This window comes from Brevundimonas sp. TWP2-1 (genome assembly GCF_049897645.1).
Lineage (GTDB): Bacteria > Pseudomonadota > Alphaproteobacteria > Caulobacterales > Caulobacteraceae > Brevundimonas.
This window is the reverse complement of record NZ_JAFCWR010000001.1, coordinates 62,744-81,775: the sequence shown is the minus strand read 5'-3', so window position 1 is coordinate 81,775 and position 19,032 is coordinate 62,744. Positions and strand designations below refer to the sequence as shown.

At 66.3% G+C, this 19,032-nt stretch carries 22 protein-coding genes; 11 read left to right on the top strand and 11 right to left on the bottom strand.

Annotated elements, in window-relative coordinates:
- Nucleotides 1-2: 2 nt before the first annotated feature.
- Together ACP7BH_RS00410 and ACP7BH_RS00405 are read right to left on the bottom strand one after the other, a co-directional pair.
- Nucleotides 3-503 carry a DUF1465 family protein gene (locus tag ACP7BH_RS00410; RefSeq protein ID WP_346496463.1) on the bottom strand — a complete coding sequence of 167 codons (501 nt, stop codon included), beginning with the start codon at nt 501-503 and terminating at the stop codon, nt 3-5.
- Between the two features lie 109 nt (nt 504-612).
- A complete protein-coding gene (locus ACP7BH_RS00405; RefSeq protein ID WP_425984626.1) occupies nt 613-816 on the bottom strand; it encodes a DUF1192 domain-containing protein in 204 nt (67 codons plus the stop codon).
- An 87-nt stretch (nt 817-903) separates the two neighbouring features.
- Between ACP7BH_RS00405 and ACP7BH_RS00400 the strand changes: the two genes are divergently transcribed.
- Nucleotides 904-1,875, top strand: coding sequence for an NAD(P)H-quinone oxidoreductase (locus ACP7BH_RS00400; RefSeq protein ID WP_425984628.1), 972 nt, complete (start codon nt 904-906; stop codon nt 1,873-1,875).
- Between the two features lie 3 nt (nt 1,876-1,878).
- On the opposite strand, the gene ACP7BH_RS00395 is transcribed toward ACP7BH_RS00400, so the two are convergent.
- Entirely contained in the window at nt 1,879-2,493 is a 615-nt protein-coding gene (locus tag ACP7BH_RS00395; RefSeq protein WP_425984630.1) for a beta/gamma crystallin-related protein, read from the bottom strand.
- A gap of 220 nt (nt 2,494-2,713) precedes the next feature.
- On the opposite strand from ACP7BH_RS00395, the gene ACP7BH_RS00390 reads away from it, so the two are divergent.
- The gene (locus ACP7BH_RS00390; protein ID WP_135195170.1) at nt 2,714-3,379 is read left to right on the top strand and encodes a DUF1013 domain-containing protein; all 666 of its coding nucleotides are present in this window, start codon (nt 2,714-2,716) and stop codon (nt 3,377-3,379) included.
- Between the two features lie 73 nt (nt 3,380-3,452).
- Here the strand turns inward: ACP7BH_RS00390 and ACP7BH_RS00385 are convergent, their stop codons facing one another.
- Nucleotides 3,453-3,626, bottom strand: a complete 174-nt coding sequence (locus tag ACP7BH_RS00385) for a YdcH family protein (protein ID WP_159845273.1) — start codon at nt 3,624-3,626, stop codon at nt 3,453-3,455.
- A gap of 116 nt (nt 3,627-3,742) precedes the next feature.
- On the opposite strand from ACP7BH_RS00385, the gene ACP7BH_RS00380 reads away from it, so the two are divergent.
- The 7 genes from ACP7BH_RS00380 to ACP7BH_RS00350 all read left to right on the top strand — a co-directional run bounded on the left by ACP7BH_RS00380 (nt 3,743) and on the right by ACP7BH_RS00350 (nt 10,214).
- Nucleotides 3,743-4,342, top strand: a complete 600-nt coding sequence (locus ACP7BH_RS00380; RefSeq protein WP_425984632.1) for a UbiX family flavin prenyltransferase — start codon at nt 3,743-3,745, stop codon at nt 4,340-4,342.
- Nucleotides 4,342-4,806, top strand: coding sequence for a TIGR02444 family protein (locus ACP7BH_RS00375; RefSeq protein WP_425984634.1), 465 nt, complete (start codon nt 4,342-4,344; stop codon nt 4,804-4,806). The genes ACP7BH_RS00380 and ACP7BH_RS00375 overlap by 1 nt, the downstream gene beginning before the upstream one ends.
- A 36-nt stretch (nt 4,807-4,842) precedes the next feature.
- Nucleotides 4,843-5,067 carry a YdcH family protein gene (locus ACP7BH_RS00370; RefSeq protein ID WP_425984636.1) on the top strand — a complete coding sequence of 75 codons (225 nt, stop codon included), beginning with the start codon at nt 4,843-4,845 and terminating at the stop codon, nt 5,065-5,067.
- Between the two features lie 169 nt (nt 5,068-5,236).
- Nucleotides 5,237-5,878, top strand: a complete 642-nt coding sequence (locus tag ACP7BH_RS00365) for a M23 family metallopeptidase (protein ID WP_425984638.1) — start codon at nt 5,237-5,239, stop codon at nt 5,876-5,878.
- A 68-nt stretch (nt 5,879-5,946) separates the two neighbouring features.
- Nucleotides 5,947-7,833 carry a CocE/NonD family hydrolase gene (locus ACP7BH_RS00360; protein WP_425984639.1) on the top strand — a complete coding sequence of 629 codons (1,887 nt, stop codon included), beginning with the start codon at nt 5,947-5,949 and terminating at the stop codon, nt 7,831-7,833.
- Nucleotides 7,834-7,911: 78 nt separating this feature from the next.
- On the top strand, nt 7,912-8,859 hold the full coding sequence (locus ACP7BH_RS00355; protein ID WP_425984641.1) for an ABC transporter ATP-binding protein: 948 nt from the start codon (nt 7,912-7,914) through the stop codon (nt 8,857-8,859).
- Complete coding sequence (locus tag ACP7BH_RS00350; RefSeq protein WP_425984643.1) at nt 8,856-10,214, top strand: ABC transporter permease; 1,359 nt, start codon at nt 8,856-8,858, stop codon at nt 10,212-10,214. The genes ACP7BH_RS00355 and ACP7BH_RS00350 overlap by 4 nt, the downstream gene beginning before the upstream one ends.
- Before the next feature lie 94 nt (nt 10,215-10,308).
- On the opposite strand, the gene rpsU is transcribed toward ACP7BH_RS00350, so the two are convergent.
- Nucleotides 10,309-10,569, bottom strand: a complete 261-nt coding sequence (gene rpsU / locus ACP7BH_RS00345; protein WP_135195633.1) for a 30S ribosomal protein S21 — start codon at nt 10,567-10,569, stop codon at nt 10,309-10,311.
- 187 nt (nt 10,570-10,756) lie between these two features.
- Between rpsU and ACP7BH_RS00340 the strand changes: the two genes are divergently transcribed.
- Nucleotides 10,757-11,404: a COQ9 family protein gene (locus ACP7BH_RS00340; protein ID WP_425984645.1), complete on the top strand. Its 648-nt coding sequence runs from the start codon at nt 10,757-10,759 to the stop codon at nt 11,402-11,404.
- Here ACP7BH_RS00340 and ACP7BH_RS00335 read toward each other — a convergent pair.
- From ACP7BH_RS00335 to purE, 3 genes are all read right to left on the bottom strand, one after another.
- Complete coding sequence (locus ACP7BH_RS00335; RefSeq protein ID WP_425984647.1) at nt 11,401-11,652, bottom strand: hypothetical protein; 252 nt, start codon at nt 11,650-11,652, stop codon at nt 11,401-11,403. The genes ACP7BH_RS00340 and ACP7BH_RS00335 overlap by 4 nt on opposite strands.
- Before the next feature lie 272 nt (nt 11,653-11,924).
- Entirely contained in the window at nt 11,925-13,007 is a 1,083-nt protein-coding gene (locus ACP7BH_RS00330) for a 5-(carboxyamino)imidazole ribonucleotide synthase (protein WP_425984649.1), read from the bottom strand.
- Nucleotides 13,008-13,499 carry a 5-(carboxyamino)imidazole ribonucleotide mutase gene (purE, locus tag ACP7BH_RS00325; protein WP_425984651.1) on the bottom strand — a complete coding sequence of 164 codons (492 nt, stop codon included), beginning with the start codon at nt 13,497-13,499 and terminating at the stop codon, nt 13,008-13,010. It abuts the gene before it with no gap.
- 183 nt (nt 13,500-13,682) lie between these two features.
- Here purE and ACP7BH_RS00320 point away from each other — a divergent pair, with 183 nt between their 5' ends.
- Nucleotides 13,683-14,246 (top strand): GGDEF domain-containing protein, encoded by a 564-nt coding sequence (locus tag ACP7BH_RS00320; protein ID WP_425984653.1) that lies wholly within the window; start codon nt 13,683-13,685, stop codon nt 14,244-14,246.
- Between the two features lie 184 nt (nt 14,247-14,430).
- On the opposite strand, the gene ACP7BH_RS00315 is transcribed toward ACP7BH_RS00320, so the two are convergent.
- From ACP7BH_RS00315 to ACP7BH_RS00305, 3 genes are all read right to left on the bottom strand, one after another.
- Complete coding sequence (locus tag ACP7BH_RS00315) at nt 14,431-16,233, bottom strand: autotransporter domain-containing protein (protein WP_425984655.1); 1,803 nt, start codon at nt 16,231-16,233, stop codon at nt 14,431-14,433.
- Nucleotides 16,234-16,343: 110 nt separating this feature from the next.
- Nucleotides 16,344-18,236 carry a phosphoglycerate dehydrogenase gene (serA, locus tag ACP7BH_RS00310; RefSeq protein WP_425984657.1) on the bottom strand — a complete coding sequence of 631 codons (1,893 nt, stop codon included), beginning with the start codon at nt 18,234-18,236 and terminating at the stop codon, nt 16,344-16,346.
- A gap of 121 nt (nt 18,237-18,357) precedes the next feature.
- The gene (locus tag ACP7BH_RS00305) at nt 18,358-18,897 is read right to left on the bottom strand and encodes a hypothetical protein (RefSeq protein ID WP_425984659.1); all 540 of its coding nucleotides are present in this window, start codon (nt 18,895-18,897) and stop codon (nt 18,358-18,360) included.
- Between the last annotated feature and the right edge of the window lie 135 nt (nt 18,898-19,032).

Genomic DNA, 19,032 nt, shown 5'->3' with positions numbered 1-19,032 from the left:
GGTTAGCCCCTGAAGGCGGCTTCCAGCAGACCCATCTGGCTCAGGACCGGGTTCTCGGGAGCCTGGTCCTGATCGTCCATATACATGCGGCGATCCAGATACAGGGTGCGGTCGAACAGCTTTTCCGACCGCACCAGATATTCGATCAGGGCGATGGGCAGTTCGGCGTGGCTGGGCTCGGCCTCAATGCGGCGCTCGTTCAGGCGATAGCGCGGCTCGCAGGCCGTTTCCGGCGTCATGTCGTCCTCGCGCACGGCCCGCTGGACCAGCAGCCACGAGGCGATCTGCATCAGGCGCGTCGTCAGCTTCATGCTCTCGGCCGCATAGGCCAGGGCGGCGGCGCGCGACAGCATCTTGGAATCGCGACGCCCCTCGCCGTCCAGATAGGCGGCGGTCTCCTCGACCAGTTCCATGCCTTCACGGAAGGTGCGGTCGAACAGTTCCGAACGGGCGAAATCGCGCACGGTGCGGCTGCGGTCAGCGAAGGACGGAGCGGAGGTCATTTGAGCTTTGATCATGAGGAAAATGCGAGTCCGTCCTGCAATCGGCGCCTGACGGAACCGTTTGCAGGAAAGATGCAACGCTCATGCCATGCAGACGTGCCATTCGCGATCAGGAACCGAAGTTGAAAAGGGCGTCGGCGGCGTTTTTCTTGGAGCGTTTGGCCTCGATAGCGTTGCCGGACCTTTTGATCTCGTCCTCCAGAGCGGCGATCCGCTCCTGCAAATCCTCGATGGAATAGACGTCCAAGTCTTCGCGCGACAGGGAACGAAGGGGTTCGCCGCGTTGCGGGCGGGGTTCAATATCTTCGAACATCGTCGTCGCCTTCCGCGCTGTCATGGCCAAGGCGGCCCAGGACCCTTATCTGAACGCCCGGATACGGACGAATGCAAGGGAAGTGCGATGCGCGTGATCGAGATCGAAGGCGGTTCAGGCCCGGCCGAGGCGCTGAAGATCGCCGAACGCCCCGATCCCGTTGCGGGCCCAGGACAGATGCTGATTCGGGTGCGGGCGGCGGGCGTGAACCGACCGGACTTGTTGCAGCGGAACGGCGGATACCCCCCTCCCCCTGGCGCGTCGGACGTTTTGGGCCTTGAGATCGCAGGCGAGATCGCAGGCGTCGGCGAAGGCGTTAGGCGCTGGCAGGTCGGTGACCGGGTCTGCGCCCTGCTGGGCGGCGGCGGCTATGCCGAACAGGCGGTTGTGGACGCGCGGCATGTCTTGCCGATCCCCGAGGGTCTCGATTTCGTTCAGGCGGCCGTGCTGCCCGAGACCGTCTTCACCGTCTTCGCCAATGTGTTCGAGGGTGGCGGGCTGAAGGCCGGCGCGACCTTGCTGATCCACGGCGCGACCAGCGGCATCGGCGTGACGGCGATTCAGATGGCCAAGGCGGCGGGCGCAAAGGTGATCGCCACGTCGCGCGGGGCGGACAAGGCCAAGGCGGCGAAAGCGTTGGGCGCCGATATCAGCCTGGACGCCTCGGCCGACGATCTGGAAGCGCAGATCAAGGCGGCGGGCGGGGCCGATGTGGTTTTGGACATGGTGGGGCGCGACTACGCCGCCCTGAACCTGAACAGCTTGAACGCCGGAGGACGGTGGGTCGTCATCGCGTCCCTGACCGGCGCCAAGGTCGAGATGGATTTGCAGCGGATCATGCTGAAGCGATTGACGCTGACGGGATCGACGCTACGTAGCCGTCCCGCAGACGAAAAGGCCCGACTAACCGCCGCCGTCGAGGCGACGGTCTGGCCTTGGGTGGCGTCCGGCGCGGTCAGACCGCCGGTTCAGGCGGTCTTCTCGTTGGCGCAAGCTGCCGATGCGCACGCCGAACTGGAGGCCGGTGGGCACATCGGCAAGATCGTCTTGACAGTCTGAGGCCTAGTAGCGCCCGCCGCCGCGCACGGGGCGCATGGACGAGATGCTGTCGTTGAAGCCGCCGCTCAGATTGCGGACGTCGCCTTCGACGACGCGGCAACGGCCCCGGAACTCGGCGTCGGTGCAGACTTCCCAACGACCCTGGACGCGGACCGAGCTGATCCGGTCGTTGAAGGGCGTGCGACCGAGATTGCGATCCTCGCTGGTGAACTCGCGCGAGGCGCCGCGGAAGTTGGAGTTTTCATAGACGGTGATGGACGAACGGCCCCAGCCGCCGCCGTTTCCGCCGCCCCAACCCGGACCGCCGTTGCCGGGGCCGCCATTGCTAGGACCGCCGGGACGACCGGGCTGGGCACCCTCGTAATCGCCACGGAAGCGACCGCAGACCAGCAGGCCGTTGTCGTTGTTGATGTCCTCATTGCCGCAGCGCGCCAGCTCGATCGAGGTGCCGCGCATCTGGCCGCGCGTGTCTCGGCAATCGGCGTAGAGCCGACCCTGGTTCACATAGGCTTCGGTGCAACTTTGAGCGTAGCCGCCTCTCGGTGCGACACGTTGCTGTTGCGGCTCGACCGGGGACGACATGGCGGCCGCAAGGGCCGCAGCGAATAGCAGTGACATGATGGTTCTCCTCTCCCAAGGCTGTAAGTCTTCACTACCGCGAAGGTTGCGCCGGAGCAGATGAACCGTTGCTGTATAGGATTGTCGGTCGGCGTTTTCTTTTCAGGCGAATAGGCCTATATCGAAACACTACGCGCCCGGTCGAAAGGCCGGGCGCCGTCGTATCCAACGCCAGCCGAAGCCTCATTCGGCGGCTTAACAACACCGGGACGAACGCCCCATGAGCGACATTCTGATGCCTAAGGCCACTGCGGTCTGGCTGGTCGACAACACCTCCCTCAGCTTCGAGCAGATCGCTGATTTCTGCGGCCTGCACCCGCTGGAAGTCCGCGGCATCGCCGACGGCGACGTGGCGCGCGACATCCGTGGCGTCGATCCCGTCACGGGCGGCCAGCTGACGCGCGAAGAGCTGGACAAGGCCCAGGGCGACGAGAACTACCGGATGAAGGCCATCGTCAGCCGTCACGCCGAACTGATGAAGTCGGCCAAGCCGGCCCCGAAATATACGCCGGTCTCGCGTCGCCAGGACCGCCCGGACGCCATCGCCTGGTTCGTGCGCAATCACCCGGAAGTGACTGACGCCCAGATCGCCAAGATGCTGGGCACCACCAAGTCCACGATCGAGAGCGTGCGCAACCGCACCCACTGGAACAGCGCCAACATCAAGCCGGTCGATCCCGTGACCCTGGGCCTGGTCGGCCAGCTGGCCCTGGACGAGATCGTCAAGAAGGCCGCCGACAAGAAGACCAAGGACGACCTCAAGAAGGGCGGCGGCACCATCCAGCCGGTCGAACAGGTCGAGGCCGAGCCCGAATTCGTACCGGAAGCCCGTCAGCGTCCGACCGCAGAGCCGACCGCAGCCTCGGTATTCGGCACCAAGGACTGATCTTCGTTTCACGAACGAAAACGGCCCCGGAGAGCGATCTCCGGGGCCGTCGTCGTTTTCGGGCGGTGGGACGCTAGTGCGCCCGCGCCTCCAGACTGGTGATTTCTTCCTTCAGCCGAAGCTTCTTCTGCTTCAGCGCCCTGACCTGCAACGGATCCGTGGACGGACGGGTAAGCTCCTTCTGGATGGTCTCATCCAGACTACGGTGACGATTACCCAGTTCGCGAATACGAGCCTCGATGGTCATGGCTTGCGCCTCCTCAGGTTAGGGACCAGTAGAGTGAGCGCCCGGTTTGGCGAGCTGTGTAATCACTTTCCAGTGACAGCCCGTCTCGCCGGACCCCACGGAGGCTGACCCCCAAAATGGTCGATGATGTGAACGGAGCCATACGGAACCCGCCCGCCCGGATGGTGGTCGGAATTTCAGGGGCGTCCGGAGCGATCTACGGCGCGCGCATGCTGGACGCGCTGAACGATCTGGGGGTCGAGAGCCATCTGGTGGTGACCAAGGCCGCCCTGCTGACCTTGTCGCAGGAGACGGATCTGTCGCCCGACGACCTGACGTCCAAGGCGTCGGTCGTGCACAAACTGGCTGATGTGGGCGCGACCATCGCCTCCGGCTCGTTCCGCACACTGGGCATGATCGTGGCGCCCTGTTCGGTCAAGACGATGAGCGAGATCGCCACCGGCGTGACCTCGACCCTGCTGACGCGCGCGGCGGACGTGACGCTGAAGGAGCGGCGACCGCTGGTGCTGATGGTGCGCGAGACGCCGTTCCATCTGGGCCACCTGCGCACCATGACGGCCCTGACCGAGATGGGCGCGATCATCGCCCCGCCCCTGCCCGCCCTCTATACGCGGCCGTCTTCGATCATGGAGATAGTCGATCAGTCGGTCGGACGGACGCTGGATCTGTTCGGCCTGGACTGGGGCGCGGTGCGCCGCTGGGAAGGCCTGAAATAATGCGGCTGTGGGACTGGGCGGTCGCCGCCTATGCCGCGCCGGGGGTCGGCGAGGCGTGCCTGGCATTGCAGGACAGCCATGAGCAGAATGTGCCTGTGCTGCTCTGGTCTGGCTGGGTCGCCGCGACCGGCCGCAAGCCGGACGAAGAGACGGTCGAAGCGGCCTGTGACACCGCTCGCGCCTGGGACAGCGTCGTGGTCGCGCCGCTACGCTCGATCCGCCGCACCTTAAAGGCTCCCGTTCCCGACATCGACGACGGCCCGCGCGAGGCGGTGCGCAACCGCATCAAGGCGCTGGAACTTGAGGCGGAAAGACATTTGCTGGAGGCGTTGGAGGCCTTGGCGCCCGCGCCAGCCGGCCCGCCGCGTCCTGCCGTCGACGCTCTCGTCGCGACGGCGCGTGTGTGGGCCAACGTCACGCCGCGACCGGCGCTGATCCGGCTCGCAGACGCCCTTCCGACCTGAGGCCTGCGTGGCTATAAGCGGCTTGGGGACGACACGATGAACGACGACACGCCTGAAACCACCGCAGAGATGGCCGAGCTTCATGCACGGGTGAAGCTGCTGCGTCAGGAACACTCCGACCTAGCCGCCTCCATCGACGCGTTGAGCCTGGCCGTCATTCCCGACCAGCTGATGCTGGCCCGGCTGAAGCGCAAGAAGCTGGCGCTGAAGGACGAGATCGTGAAGATCGAAGACGATATCCTGCCCGACATCATCGCTTGATCGGACGACAGCGAGCGGCCGGTTCCCCAGTGCGACCATCCGCCGCCCTGCCTCAGCCCCAAAGTCGCCCCAGCCCGAGGGCATAAGCCGGCGCTTCCACGGAACGCCGTGCGTCGTCGGACGCGGCGGGCCTTCATTCCAGAGCGTAAAACGCTGGAGACGCCGCCGAATGCGACGCCTGCTTACCAACGCGCCATTGGCGCGGTGCAAGACCCTCTTGATCCATTCCGGCCAGACGGCCGCCTTCGCTGCGGTCGCCGTCTTCGCCGCGGCGGCTGCGCCCAATGCGGCGCGTGAAGCCGCGACGCCGCCGCCCGCCCCGATCGCCGTCCCCGTCGCCCCGCCGGTCAAGGCCGAGGTCGAGAAGGCCGGTCCGATCACGCGCCAGATCGCCTTCACCGCCCCCGTGCGCGGCTATGCGATCAACTCCGCATTTGGACTGCGCAAACTGGTCATCGAGGCCAAGGCCCGTGCGCACAAGGGCGTCGACATCGCCGCCCCGAAAGGCACCACCGTCTTCACCGCCTCCGAGGGCGAGGTGGTCCGCACGGGCTATGAAGCCGAAGGCTATGGCAACTTCATCGAGGTGCGCCACCCCAACGGCATGAGCACCCTGTATGGCCATCTCAGCCGCATCGACGTGGCGAACGGCGACGCCGTGACGATGGGCCAGCGCATCGGCCTGGTCGGCTCCACCGGCTATTCCACCGGTCCCCACCTGCATTTCGAAGTCCGCCGCAACGGCGCACAGGTCAATCCGACCAAGGTCGTCGATCGCCATTTCGAAGTGACGGTGAAGCCGAAGAGCTAAGCTCCGCGACATTGCGACCCAGGCTACAATCGTCCTAGATCCATCCCTGCTTTCTGGAGGGATTGGGAATGAACAGGTTCGTCGCCGCTGTCGTCGCAGGAGTTCTGGCGGCCACGCCGATCACTGTCTCGGCTCAAGATTATGGACGCTACAGCGACGCAGCCGCCCAGACCGAGCTGTCGCGCATCGCCGATGTGACAATGGCCGTGATGGTTCCAATGCGTGATGGCGTGGGCTTGGCGACCAATGTCTATCGTCCCAAGAATGTGGACGGTCCACTACCCACCGTCTTCGTTAGAACGCCGTACAACGAGCTGGCCTACAACGCCCGGACCACTCGCTCGGCCCTGAGCTGGGTCAGCCAAGGCTACGCCTTCGTGATCCAGAACGAACGGGGGCGGTATTTCTCCGGCGGCGACTATCAGATCCTGGGCTATCCGCAGACCGACGGCTATGACGCCCTGACGTGGATCGCCGCCCAGCCATGGTCGAACGGCAAGGTGGGCACGCTGGGATGCTCGTCCTCGGCGGAATGGCAGCTGGCGCTGGCGGCCCAGAACCACCCCGCCCACGCCGCCATGGTGCCCCAAGCGTCGGGGGCCGGCATCGGCAAGGTCGGCCGGTTCCAGGAACAGGGCAACTGGTACACCGGCGGCGTGCCCCGCAACCTGTTCTTCGTCTGGCTGTATGGCGTCGACAATCCGCAGCGCGCGCAGATCCCCATGGACATCGACCAGGAAACGCGCGCGCGGCTGGTCCGCTACAACGACCTGGACGCCAAGAAGCCGGACGTGAATTGGCCCAGCCAGATCCGCCACCTACCGGTCAACGAGATGCTGAAAGACTTGGGCGAGCCGGCCGGCACGTTCGAGGACTTGATCGCCCGCACACCGGCCGACCCAGCCTGGCGTCAAGGCGGCCTCTATCACGACGACATGGGCTGGGGCGTGCCGTCGCTGTGGTTCAACAGCTGGTACGACGTGTCGATCGGCCCGAACATGGAACTGTTCAACCACGCCCGCTCGACGACGCAGGATCGCGAGGCGGCCGAGAACCAGTATGTGGTGGTGGGGCCGAACAATCACTGCGCCTTCGGTGGCCTGGGGCCGAACTACAAGTCGGGCGAGCGGCCATTGGGCGACGCCAGCTTCGACAGCGACGCCCTGGTCCACGCGTGGTTCGACCGCTGGCTGAAGGGCGAGCGTCGCGCCTTCCCTGAAAGCACGCCGCACGTCCAGTATTTCAACATGGGCGAAAACGAATGGCGCACCGCCGCCCAGTGGCCGCCGGCGGGGGTCAAGACCGTGCGGATGTACCTGCGCTCTGGCGGGGCGGCCAACAGCCTCAACGGTGACGGCATGCTCAGCCGGGAAGCGCCGCCGACAGGCGAACAGACCGACCGCTATCGCTATGACCCCATGAACCCGGTCCAGACCATCGGCGGCGGCGACTGCTGCAACGGCGGCCTGGTCACCGCCGGAGCGTTCGACCAACGTCAGATCGAGGCGCGAAACGACGTGCTGGTCTATACGTCCGAACCGCTGACTGAACCGATGCAGGTCACGGGCTTCATCGATACGGTGCTGAAAGTGTCGTCCTCGGCGGCCGATACCGATTTCGCGGTCAAGCTGGTTGACGTGGCGCCGGACGGCACGGCCTATATCCTCGGCGACACCATCATGCGCGCCCGGTACCGGGATGGATACGACCGCCCCACGCCGCTGACGCCAGGCCAGGTGGCGACGCTCCAACCGACGCCGATGACGATCAGCAACACCTTCCAGCCGGGGCACCGCATTCGGATCGAAGTCACCAGCTCCAACTTCCCCAAGTTCGTTCGCAACCTGAATACAGGCGGGCCGAACGAGACGGAAAGCCAGAGCGTGATCGCCGACAACGCCATCCACCACGCCGGAGACGACGCCTCCTATATCGAGCTGCCCGTACTGGATTGATGGCCGCGACGCCAAATCCACTGGCGTCGCACAACCTGCGCTTCTAGGCTGAGCGCCACAGTACGGGGGGGGAGCGATATGGCGGCGTTGACGCTGGATGGCGTGAGCAAGAGTTACGGCGATTTCGAAGCCGTGCGGGATTTGAGTTTTCAGGTCGAGAAGGGGTCGATCTGCGGCTTTTTGGGGCCGAACGGGGCGGGCAAGACCTCGACCCTGCGGATGATCCTGGGACTGCAGCCGGCGACGTCGGGGCGAATCGAGATCCTGGGCGCCGACGACGGGCGCAAGGTGCGCGACCAGATCGGTTTCCTGCCCGAGGAACGCGGCCTCTACAAGAAGATGACTCCCGTCGAGGCCATCAGCTTCTTCGGCGCCCTGAAGGGTCTGCCGGTCGCCGAAGGCAAGAAGCGCGCGAAGGCCATGCTGGAGCAGCAGGGTCTGGGCGCAGCGCAGAAAAAGAAGATGAAGGAGCTGTCCAAGGGGATGGCGCAGAAGGTGCAGCTGATCGCCTCGGTCGTGCATCAGCCCGAGTTCGTGATCCTGGACGAGCCTTTCTCGGGTCTGGACCCGATGAACCAGCAGGGTCTGGAAGCCATGATCCGCGACCTGGCGGGGAACGGGGCAACCGTCCTGTTCTCGACCCATGTGATGCAGCACGCCGAACGGCTGTGCGACAAGGTCGTGCTGCTGGCGCGCGGTCGCAAGGCGTTCGAGGGCACGGTGGATCAGGCCCGGGCCACCTCGCCTCGCTTCCTCGATCTGGAAGGCGCGATCAGCGCGCAGGCCGCCGCCGCCCTGCCCGGCGTGGCCGGCGTCGAGACCCTGTCGGATGTGGACGGCGTGCGGCGGTTGAAGATCGCCCTGTCGCCGGGCGCGGGCGGTCAGGAGACGTTGAAAACGGCCTTCCTGAACGGTCTGGACGTGCGCGGCTTTGCGCTGAAGGAAACGACGCTGCACGACGCCTTCATCGGCCTGACCGGCGACCATCCCGATCAACCCGCTGCACCTGCGGAGGCCGCCCGATGAACCGCACCCTGCTGATCGCGCGACGCGAGTATGTCGCCTACGCCAAGACTGTCGGCTTCTGGCTGTCGCTGCTGGCGTTTCCGCTGTTCGCCGTTCTGGGCGGCGGCATTCCCCTGCTGATCCGCTCGGCCGAGCCGGTCAAGTTGGTGGCGGTGATCGAGGAAGGTCCGGCCGCGACGGGCCTGGCCGCCGCCGTCCGCGCCTCGCTGCAATCCGATCTGGATCGCCAGAACGAACGCCTGCGCGAGGCCGCCGAAAAGGGGCAGGCCGGCGCCGGGCGCGCCGTGGCCTCCATCAGCGGGCCCAAAATCCGCCTGGTCGCCGCCCCGCCCGCCATCGCCGATGCGACCGGCCCGGCGCGCGACGCCGCCATCAAGGCGGCGCTGGACAAGGCGGCGCCCAAGGACCGCCGCCTGGACGCCGTGGTCTTCCTGAACCGCGTGGACGGCAAGCCTGCGGCCCAGGTCTGGACCGCCCGCGCCACCGACAACGACGTGTCCAGCTTCGTCCGCACAGCCCTGCGTGACGCACGACGCACCGAACTGCTGACCGCCGCCGGGGTGGCCCCGGCTGTGGCCCAGGAGGTCCAGACCTTCCGGCCCGAGGTCAAGGCCTTCTCGCCCAACGCCGCCAGCGGGGGCGAGGTGTCGATGCGCGACCGAATTCCGTCGTTCATTGGCTTGGGTGTGGGCTTCCTGCTGTGGTCGCTGGTCATCACCGGCGCCTCAATCCTGCTGAACAGCGTGATGGAGGAGAAGTCGAACAAGATCCTTGAGGTGCTGTTGTCCTCAGCCTCGGCGACCGAAATCCTGACAGGCAAGGTGTTGGGCGTGGCGCTGCTGACGCTGACGGTCATGGGCGTGTGGGGGGGAATCGGGACGTTCAGCCTGCTGTCGGCCTCGCCCGAGACGGCGGCGACGGTCGGCCAGGTGCTGATGCACGACGGCCTGATCTTCTATTTCCTCGCCTATATGGTCGGCGGATACCTGATGTATGCGGTGCTGTTCGCGGCCATCGGCGCCTTCTGCGAGACGCCGCGCGACGCCCAGACGCTGATGGGGCCGATCATGATGATCCTGGTCGTGCCGATCCTGGTCATGCAGATGGCCCTGACCAGCCCGGACGCGCCGGTGGTCAAGGTGCTGTCGTGGATCCCCTTCTTCACCCCCTTCCTGATGAGCGCGCGGGCGCCCAGCGATCCGCCGCTGATCGAGGTGATTCTGACGCTGGTGGGCATGTTCGCCACCGCCGCCCTGATGGTCTGGATCGCCGGGCGAGCCTTCCGCGCAGGGGCGTTGTCGGACGTGAAGCTGAGTTGGAAGACGTTCGGCCGGGCGATCACCGGGCGGACCTAGAAGCTTGTCTCCTTCCCGCTTGCGGGGAGGAGACAAAGAAAAAGGCCGCTTCTCGAAGGAGGCGGCCTCAAATCTTTTGGCTTACGCCAGGATATTACCGGCTGCCGCCACCGGCGCCAGCGCCGGGAACGCGCGGCTTCGGCGCGGGCAGCAGGCCCTCGCGCTGCATGCGCTTGCGGGCCAGCTTGCGAGCGCGACGGATCGCCTCGGCCTTTTGACGGGCGCGCTTTTCCGACGGCTTTTCATAATGCACGTGGCGCTTCATTTCACGGAAGCTGCCTTCGCGTTGCATCTTCTTCTTTAGGGCTTTGAGCGCTTGATCGACGTTATTATCGCGAACGAAAATCTGTACCAGGTTGAACTCTCCTTTGGCCGCCCGCCGCGTCCTGTAAGGGAGACGGGCGAACAAAATAAAATCGTCTTCCGAAAGCCGGGCCCTCGGATGAAGGCGCGCTGATACACCAGCCGCCCGCACCTGTCCAGATCGTCGCGACCATTCTTCAAGGCTCGAAACCCCGGCGCGACAGGCGTATGATCAGGCCATGATCGACACCACAGACTGGGCCGACCGGACCGAACAGAGCGTGCTGGACGCCGCCATCGCCCGCGCGCCGGCGCTGGGTTGGAACGCGCGGCTGGTGCGCGAGGCCTGCGAGGCGTGCGGCCTGTCGCGCGGCGACGAGGAACTGCTGCTGCCCAACGGCGCGCGCGATCTCGCCGCCCTGCTGTCACGCCGCCATGACGCGCGAGCTCTGGCGGCCCTCGGCCAGATCGACCCCAAGTCCCTGAAGATTCGCGAGCGAATCGCCCGCGCCGTGTCCGAACGAATGGAGGCCGGCGCCGCCGACCTGGAGGCCACGCGCCGCTGCGCCGCCTTCCTGGCCCTGCCGACCAACGCCGACCTGGGGCTGAAACTCGCCTGGGAAAGCGCGGACCATCTGTGGCGCTGGGCCGGGGACGAGGCGACCGACTGGAACCACTATTCGAAGCGGACGATTCTGTCGGGCATCCTGATCCCCGCCCTGACCATGCGCTGGTTCGACGGCCGCGAGGCAGCCGAAGCCTTCGTCGCGCGGCGGATCGAAAACGTCATGGCGTTCGAGAAGTGGAAGTCCGGCAAGGACTTCGACGCGCCGTTCCGCAGGGTGAGCGATGCGTTGAGCCGGATGCGATACGGAGCGAAAAGCTAAACCTTCGCGGACCGAAGATCCGCGCGATTGTCCCGCAGCGCCTGATCACGACCGGATTGATGTCCAAGTTGGTAGACCCCGACGCCTAGAATCAAAACCGCGATGCCAAGTGTGGCGCCTGCCACAACTTGTGAGCGGCCGCCGCTTTTTGGGCTCCTCTGGTCTGCGCGCGCGCCGTATGCAGCCGCCGACGAACTGATCAGGGCCAACGCGGTCGCCATGAGAAACAAGACCATCGGGGTGTTCATGTTCAGACGCTCCCGGTGACTGCGGATCGATTGTCGCGCTCGGCGGCATCTCGCCCAAGGCGCCACCCAAGGTCCACGCCAGCGACAATCAAGGCCATGGCGGCTGCGACCAAGGACACGCCAAGAGCGGCGAAACGCGACGATTGGCGGGGACGCAACGCACTGATCACCCCAGCGGCCGAGGTTGAGGCCAGCAGAAGCGCAAGCGAGAGAGCAAGTGACAGCGACATGGCTCGAACATGACACGAGTTGTGTTGGACACAACTCAAATATCAGACCGCCCCCAACACCCTATTCACGTGCGCCATCTTGCGGCCCGGCCGCGCTTCGGCCTTGCCGTAGAGGTGCAGGCGTTCGTCGGACTTAGCCGACAGCTTGCGCCAGTCCTCGACCTCGTCGCCCAGCAGGTTGATCATTTCGATGCGGGCGTGGGCGGTCGTCGGGCCAAGCGGCCAGCCGGCGACGGCGCGGATATGCTGTTCAAACTGGTCGCAGACGCAGCCGTCCTGGGTCCAGTGGCCGGTGTTGTGGACGCGCGGAGCGATCTCGTTGACCAGCAGGACGTCGTCTCCCAGGTCGAACAGTTCGACCCCCACCACGCCGACATAGTCCAGCCCGTCCAGAATCGCTTCGGCGATCGCCCGGGCGCGGACCTGGGTCTTTTCGTCCACGGCGGCGGGGGCCAGGGTGGTGCGCAGGACGCCGCCCTCGTGCCGGTTCTCGCCCAGCGGATAGACAGCCATATGGCCGTCCCAGTCGCGGGCGGCGATAACCGACAGTTCGCGCACGAAGGTCGCCTTGGCTTCCAGAATGGCCGGGCGGCCGCCCAGGCTTTCCAGGGCGGCGGGCGCGTCCTCGATGGCGTGAATCCAGACCTGGCCCTTGCCGTCATAGCCTTCGCGGCGAGTCTTCAGCAGGGCCGGCACGCCCAGGGTCGTCAGGCCGACGACCAGATCGTCCAGCGTATCGACGACGGCGAAGGCGACCGTCGGGGCGCCCACGGCGTTGAGGAAGGTCTTCTCGTCTACCCGGTCCTGCGACACGCGCAAGGCGGTCGGGCCGGGCGCGACCAGGGCGCCGGCCTCGGCCAGGCGTTCGATAGAATCGGCGGGGACGTTCTCGAATTCGAAAGTGACCACGTCGGCGGCGCGGCCCAGGGCGGTCAGGGCGTCAGGATCATCATAGGCGGCGACGATCTGGTGCGCGGAGACACGGCCGGCCGGGCTGTCAGCCTCGGGGTCCAGAATGACGACATCAAAGCCCAGGCGCGAGGCGGCCTGGCTAAGCATCCGGCCCAGCTGGCCTCCGCCGATGATGCCGAGGGTCGAACCGGGGGAAAGCGGCAGATCTGGCACTCAGTCCTCGACGGTTTCGGCGATGGAATCGGTCTGTGCGGTGCGGAAGGCGACCAGGCGCTCTGCTAGGGCTTCGTCCGACAACGCCAGTATCTGTGCGGCCAGAATGCCGGCGTTGGCGGCGCCCGCCTCGCCGATGGCCAGGGTCGCCACGGGCACGCCGGCGGGCATCTGCACGATGGACAGCAGACTATCCATGCCCTTCAGGGCCTTGGACTGGACCGGCACGCCCAGCACCGGCAGTTCGGTCATGGAGGCGGCCATGCCCGGCAGGTGGGCGGCGCCGCCTGCTCCCGCGATGATGATCTTGTATCCTGCGGCCTTGGCGCCCGTGGCGAACTCGACCAGGCGTTGGGGCGTGCGGTGCGCGCTGACGACCTTGGCCTGCCAGGCGACGCCCAGCTGGTCCAGGCGGTCGGCGGCCAGCTTCATGGTCGGCCAGTCGGACCGGCTGCCCATGATGATCGCCACCGACGGTGCGGAAGTCGCCATGTCTGTAAGGCCCCTCGCGGAAAGGCGCCCGTTACAGCACGCGGGTGACGCCCGCAACCGCACGCGGGCGGTTTCACGCCTCCAGGCCCTTATTGTCGGCCTTCAATGTCGGCGGATCACGCTCTACCATCGTTCGACCGCGCGACGCAGACTGAGTCGCGCCATCGGAGCCATCCCTGCGCCGTGACCGACGTGGCCGAACACGACCTGACCGCCGAGATCGAGCGCCTGCGCGTCGAGCTGGAAGCGTGGAAGACGCGCGCCGCCGCCGCCGAGGCCGCAGCCGACCACGATGTCCTGACGCCTGCCCTGAACCGGCGCGGTTTCGTCACGGCGCTTCAGCGGACCATGGCCTATTGCCAGCGGCACGGGGTGCCGGCGGTGCTGCTGTATCTGGACATGGACGGGTTCAAGAGCGTCAACGACCGGCTGGGCCATGCCGCCGGCGATGCGGCCCTGGTGGCGGTGGCGGAGCTGTTCTTGGCCAATCTGCGCGAGTCGGACGCCGTGGGTCGGCTGGGCGGCGACGAGTTCGCGCTGCTGATGCTGCACGCGGGCTACGAAGAGGGCCGGGCCAAGGCGCGGCAGTTGTCCGAGGCCTTGAAGACCGAAGGCTTCGTCTGGGACGGCCAGAAGACCGAACTGGGCGGTTCGTTCGGCGTGCGCGCCTGGGACGGCCATACCGACGCCGAGGCCTGGTTGACCGAGGCGGACGCCGCCATGTGGGTGCGCAAGAAGGGGCGTTAGAACAGTCGTCCCTCTCCCGTTGGGAGAGGGCTTGAGCGCACGACGGCCCACCCGTCGTTCTGGCGCGACCCGAAGGGCGGCGCGAAGCCGCCAAAGGGTGAGGGTCGGGCGGTGCGACCTGGCCCACCGCCCGCCCCTCATCCGGCCCTCCGGGCCACCTTCTCCCAATGGGAGAAAGAAGGATTTAGAGTGGCAACGTCAGTTGAATGCCGCCCATGTGACTGTCGGCATGGTCGCCGAAGCGTCCGCGATAGCCGACAGTCACCTTGACCGGGCCGACCGCGCCCTCGACGCCCGCAGACGCCAGGAACTGACCGCCGAACGGATCGTCGATCTCGCGCGACAGCACCTGGGCGGGGTTGTTGTAGATGCCGACGCGGACCGGATCGGAGCTGTCGTCCAGGGCGTCACGATAGCCCCCCTCGGCGAACACGCCGAACCGGCCCATTTCGGCCTCGGCGCGAAGGGCGACCTCGCCGGTCAGGGCCTTCACCGTGCGGTCGCCATACTGATACTGGGCCGCGACGCCCTGCTCATAATAGCCGTCCACGTCGCTGGAGACGTAGGCCAGGGCCGCGCGGGGCGACAGGGCGATGCCGCCCATGTCGAACCACACCCCGCCCTGAAGCCGAGCGCCTGTGCTGAGCGCCCGCGTCTCGGCGGTATGGACGATAGGCGCCAGGCTTGTCAGGCGTTTGATGTCGTCGATATTGTCGCGCGCCACGCCGATCGCTGCATTGACGAAGACGCCCCCCGAGCGCCAGCCGCCATAGACGTCCAGGCCGAAGCTTTCGACGTTGAAGTTCAGAGCCTGGCTCTCGACGTCGGTATTGCGGGCCGTGCCGGCCAGGCCGAAGCGCCAGTTGGCCGACGGTCCGGCCTCCAGCGCGATCCGTCCGCCCCAGCCGTCGCTGGACGATTCGGTGACTGAGCCGCGCGCATCCGTGTCCACGCTGTCGATCAGGGCCGCCGTGGTGATCGACACTCCGGCTTCCCAAGCCTCGCGGCCCGACAGGGCCTCGCCGGCGGCGTCCAGGGCATCCTCGCGGTGACGATAGGTCGTCTCGCCCTGCAGCGTCGATTGGGCGCCGATATCGCCGTAGTAGAGATAGTCGGTCGCCAGCTGGGCGATGATCCTATGCCCAGTCGCGGTCGGGTGGACGCCGTCGAAGTAGAAATAGCTGTCCGGATTCGAGCACACCGTCACCCCATTGAAGCAGGGCTGGGTGATGTTGGTGATGCCGAACTGGCCCGGATTGGCGGCCAGGGTATCGCTAACCTTGAACAGGTCCATCATGATGATGTTGCTGCCCGGGCGAGCGGCGGCCGTTGCGGTCAGATTGGTCTGAAGCGCAGTGTTGAAGGTCGTGACGGCGAAGTCGGCCAAAGGCGCCGCCGTCGTACCGCGGAACTGAGGCGTCAGGCTGAGCTTGGGCAGGTTGGTGACCAGGACCGTCCCCGCGCCTGCGCCCGCCACGGTGTTCACAAGGCTGTTGATGTTGGCGGCGGCCGTGGTCGCCACAGGCGTGATGGCGGCGACCGGGCTGGCCGAGGCGCCGGCGACGGGCAGCCCCTGGAAGATGTCGTTGGCGCCACCCAGGACGCTGACCAGATCGGTCGAGCTGAATCGGCCGCCCGCAGCCGTATAGCGCGACAGCTGGTTCAACATGCCGAACGGCACGCCGGCCGTGGCGTCGGTGCGAGACCCGCCGAAGGCGTAGTTGATGCTGCCCGTCACCGAGCCGTTGAAGTTGGCGGCGTTGAAGCCCAGCAGCTCCACAAACGTCGGCCCATTCGAAAACCGACGGGCATAGGGCGGCGACGGCGGCTGGGTCCCGCCAGAGATCAGGAACAGATTGCCGTTGTCGCTGAGGCTGTCGCCGAACACGACGAGACGGTTGTAGGTCTGGGCCGAGGCCGAGCCTGCAAAGGCGCAGGCGGCGAGAGCCAGAACGGCGACGGCGCCGCCGGTGAGATAGCGTGACATATGAATCCTCCCGCAGCCGTCATGGTTCGCGGCCGTTGGAGGACAGGATGCGCCAGTTGGCGCAGAGCGCAAGATGCCGCAACGTCAGCCTTCGGAGGAAAAACGAACGCCTACTGCAAAGTGCGGAACTTCAACGTGCCCGGCACCGTCTTGAGTTCGCGCAAGGCTTCGGGATCGTAGTCGCGATCCACGTCAGTGATGACATAGCCGGTGCGCTCGTCCGTCTTCAGGTGTTGCCCCAGAATGTTCAGACCAGCCGACGCCAGCGCGCGGTTCAACTCGGCCAGGACGCCCGGCTGGTTCCGGTGAATGTGCAGGATGCGGTGCGTGCCGGACACCTCGGCCAACTGCACGTTCGGCAGGTTCACGCTGAAGGTCGTGTCGCCCCGGTTCAGATAGCCCAGCAGCCGCTCGGCCGCGAACTCGGCGATGGCTTCCTGCGCCTCCTCGGTCGAGCCGCCGATGTGGGGCGTCAGGATCATGTTGGGCAGGCCCTGCAACGGGCTTTCGAACGGATCGGCATTGGTGCGGGGTTCTTCCGGGAAGACATCGACGGCCGCGCCCGCGACCCGGCCCGATCCCATCGCCTGGGACAGGGCGCCGACATCGACCACATGGCCGCGTGACAGGTTCAGAAACAGCGCGCCCTCCTTCATCCGGGCGAACTGGGCCGCGCCGAAGATGTTGGCGTTGTCCTTGCGACCATCGACATGCAGGGTGACCACGTCGCTTTCGCCCAGCAGGGCATCCAGCGAGCGCATCCGGCGCGCGTTGCCCAAGGCCAGCCGTTCCGACAGGTCATAGAACAGCACCCGCATGCCCAGGTTCTCGGCTAGCACCGACAACTGGCTGCCGATGGCGCCATAGCCGACGATGCCTAAGGTCTTGCCGCGCAACTCCTTGGAGCCGGTCGCAGACTTGTTCCATTTGCCGACGTGCATGGCCGCCGACTTGTCCGCTACATCGCGCATCAACACGATCATCAAGCCGATGGCCAGTTCAACGACCGAGCGGGTGTTCGAATAGGGGGCGTTGAACACCGCCACGCCGTGATCCGACGCCGCGTCCAGATCGATCTGGTTCGTGCCGATGCAGAAGGCGGCGACGGCCATCAGGCGATCGGCTTCTTCCAGCACACGGCGGCTGACGGTGGTTTTGGAGCGGATGCCCAAGACATGGACGCCCTTGATGGCGGCGATCAGGTCGTCCTCGTCCAGAGCGCCCTTCTGCGTCTCGACTGAATAACCCGCCTCCTCCAGCCGCTCGACGGCGGCGGGGTGGATGTTTTCCAGCAGCAACATCTTCATGCGGCTGCGCGGGAAGGACCAGCGGCCGACCAGACCCTCGGCGTGCAGCACCTCGTCCAGGGATGCGGCCTCGGCGTCGGCGACCTGAACCACCGGCGCGCGGCGCACCACCTCGGTGAAGGCGTAGAAGGCGTCGGCGGCGCCGGCGATCTTCACCTCGGCGTCGTTCCAGCCGTCGCCGATCATGACCACCCGGCCCGACAGGTTCAGGGCGTGGATGGCGGCCGGCTTGCCGTTGGCGTGCGACAGCGGATTGGCGTCGTCCACGCCGATCACGCGGTCGTCCGTGTCATAGACCAGATCGTTGCACAAGATGCGGTCGGGCGAGACGCCCAGTTCCTCGGCGACCGGCGCGATCACCTCGCGGAAGCCACCGGAGAGGATGACGACCTTGCCCTTGTTCTGCTGGAAGAAGTTCAGATTGCGGCGAACGGAGGCCGTCAGATGATCCGAGGCTGTCTGCGCCAGCGCCGCGACATGGGCGCGCGTCAGGGGCAGCAAGGCCAGGCGGCGGCGCAAAGCCTCGCCGAACTCAAGCTCTCCGGCCATGGCCTGATCGGTCAGACTTGCGATCTGCGCGCGCGTCTCGGCCGCGCCCGGCGCATCGGCCAAGGCGATGTCGGCCAGGGCCTCAAGGGTCTCGAAATCGACCAGGGTCGAATCGAAGTCGAAGATCAGTGTGGGACGCGCGCTCATGGGCGGCGTCTTAGCGGCCTTCGCGCTTGCGGCAAAGCCAAGCCGTGCTGATGATTGGGCTGAGTTGCGCTTAAACCTTGCCGCCCGTCGCGATTTTCACACGGCGGGCGGCAAGAAAATGTCAGAAGCGAACGATACGGCGCACGCGGCTGTCGGGACGACGGCTTTCCAGCACGGCCGCGCCGATGGCGGCGGCTATGGTAGCGACGGCCAGGATCGCCCCGCCTTCGCGCGCATGATCGCGAGCATAGGCGCCGGCGTCGTCGGCATAACGGCGCGCCGTCTTGCCCTGCTTCTTCAACACCTTTTTGGAGCTCTTGCGGGCCGCACGGAACCATTCATCGGCCCGATCACGCGCATCATAGGCGGCGTCGGCGGCGCGATGGCGTGCATCGCGTGACAGTTCACTGGCGCGCTCGCCCGCATCTTCAGCCCGATGGCGGAAGGCGTCGACGGCGTCATGGAAACGGTCGCGCAGTTCTGACGTATCCACCCATCCGCGCGGGTCGATGCGGGTCTTGATGCGCTGATAGCGGGTCGGGCCGCTGCGTTGCGTCAGATAGACGACCGCGACCGCCCCTAGAACGACGGCGGCAAGGCTGCCGGCCGTGATGCCGGGATGTTTGCGAATCTCTTCGATCGGATCGATATCGCGGATCATCGGCGGAACCTCTTCAGTGATTGGCGTGGTGATAGGCAGAGCGACGGCTCCGCTTGAGCCAAAAGAGCGAACCGCGCTGGAAACGGTTCCGTAGTGTTGGCGAGGCAGAAGAAATCATCGCGCAGAACGCCTTCC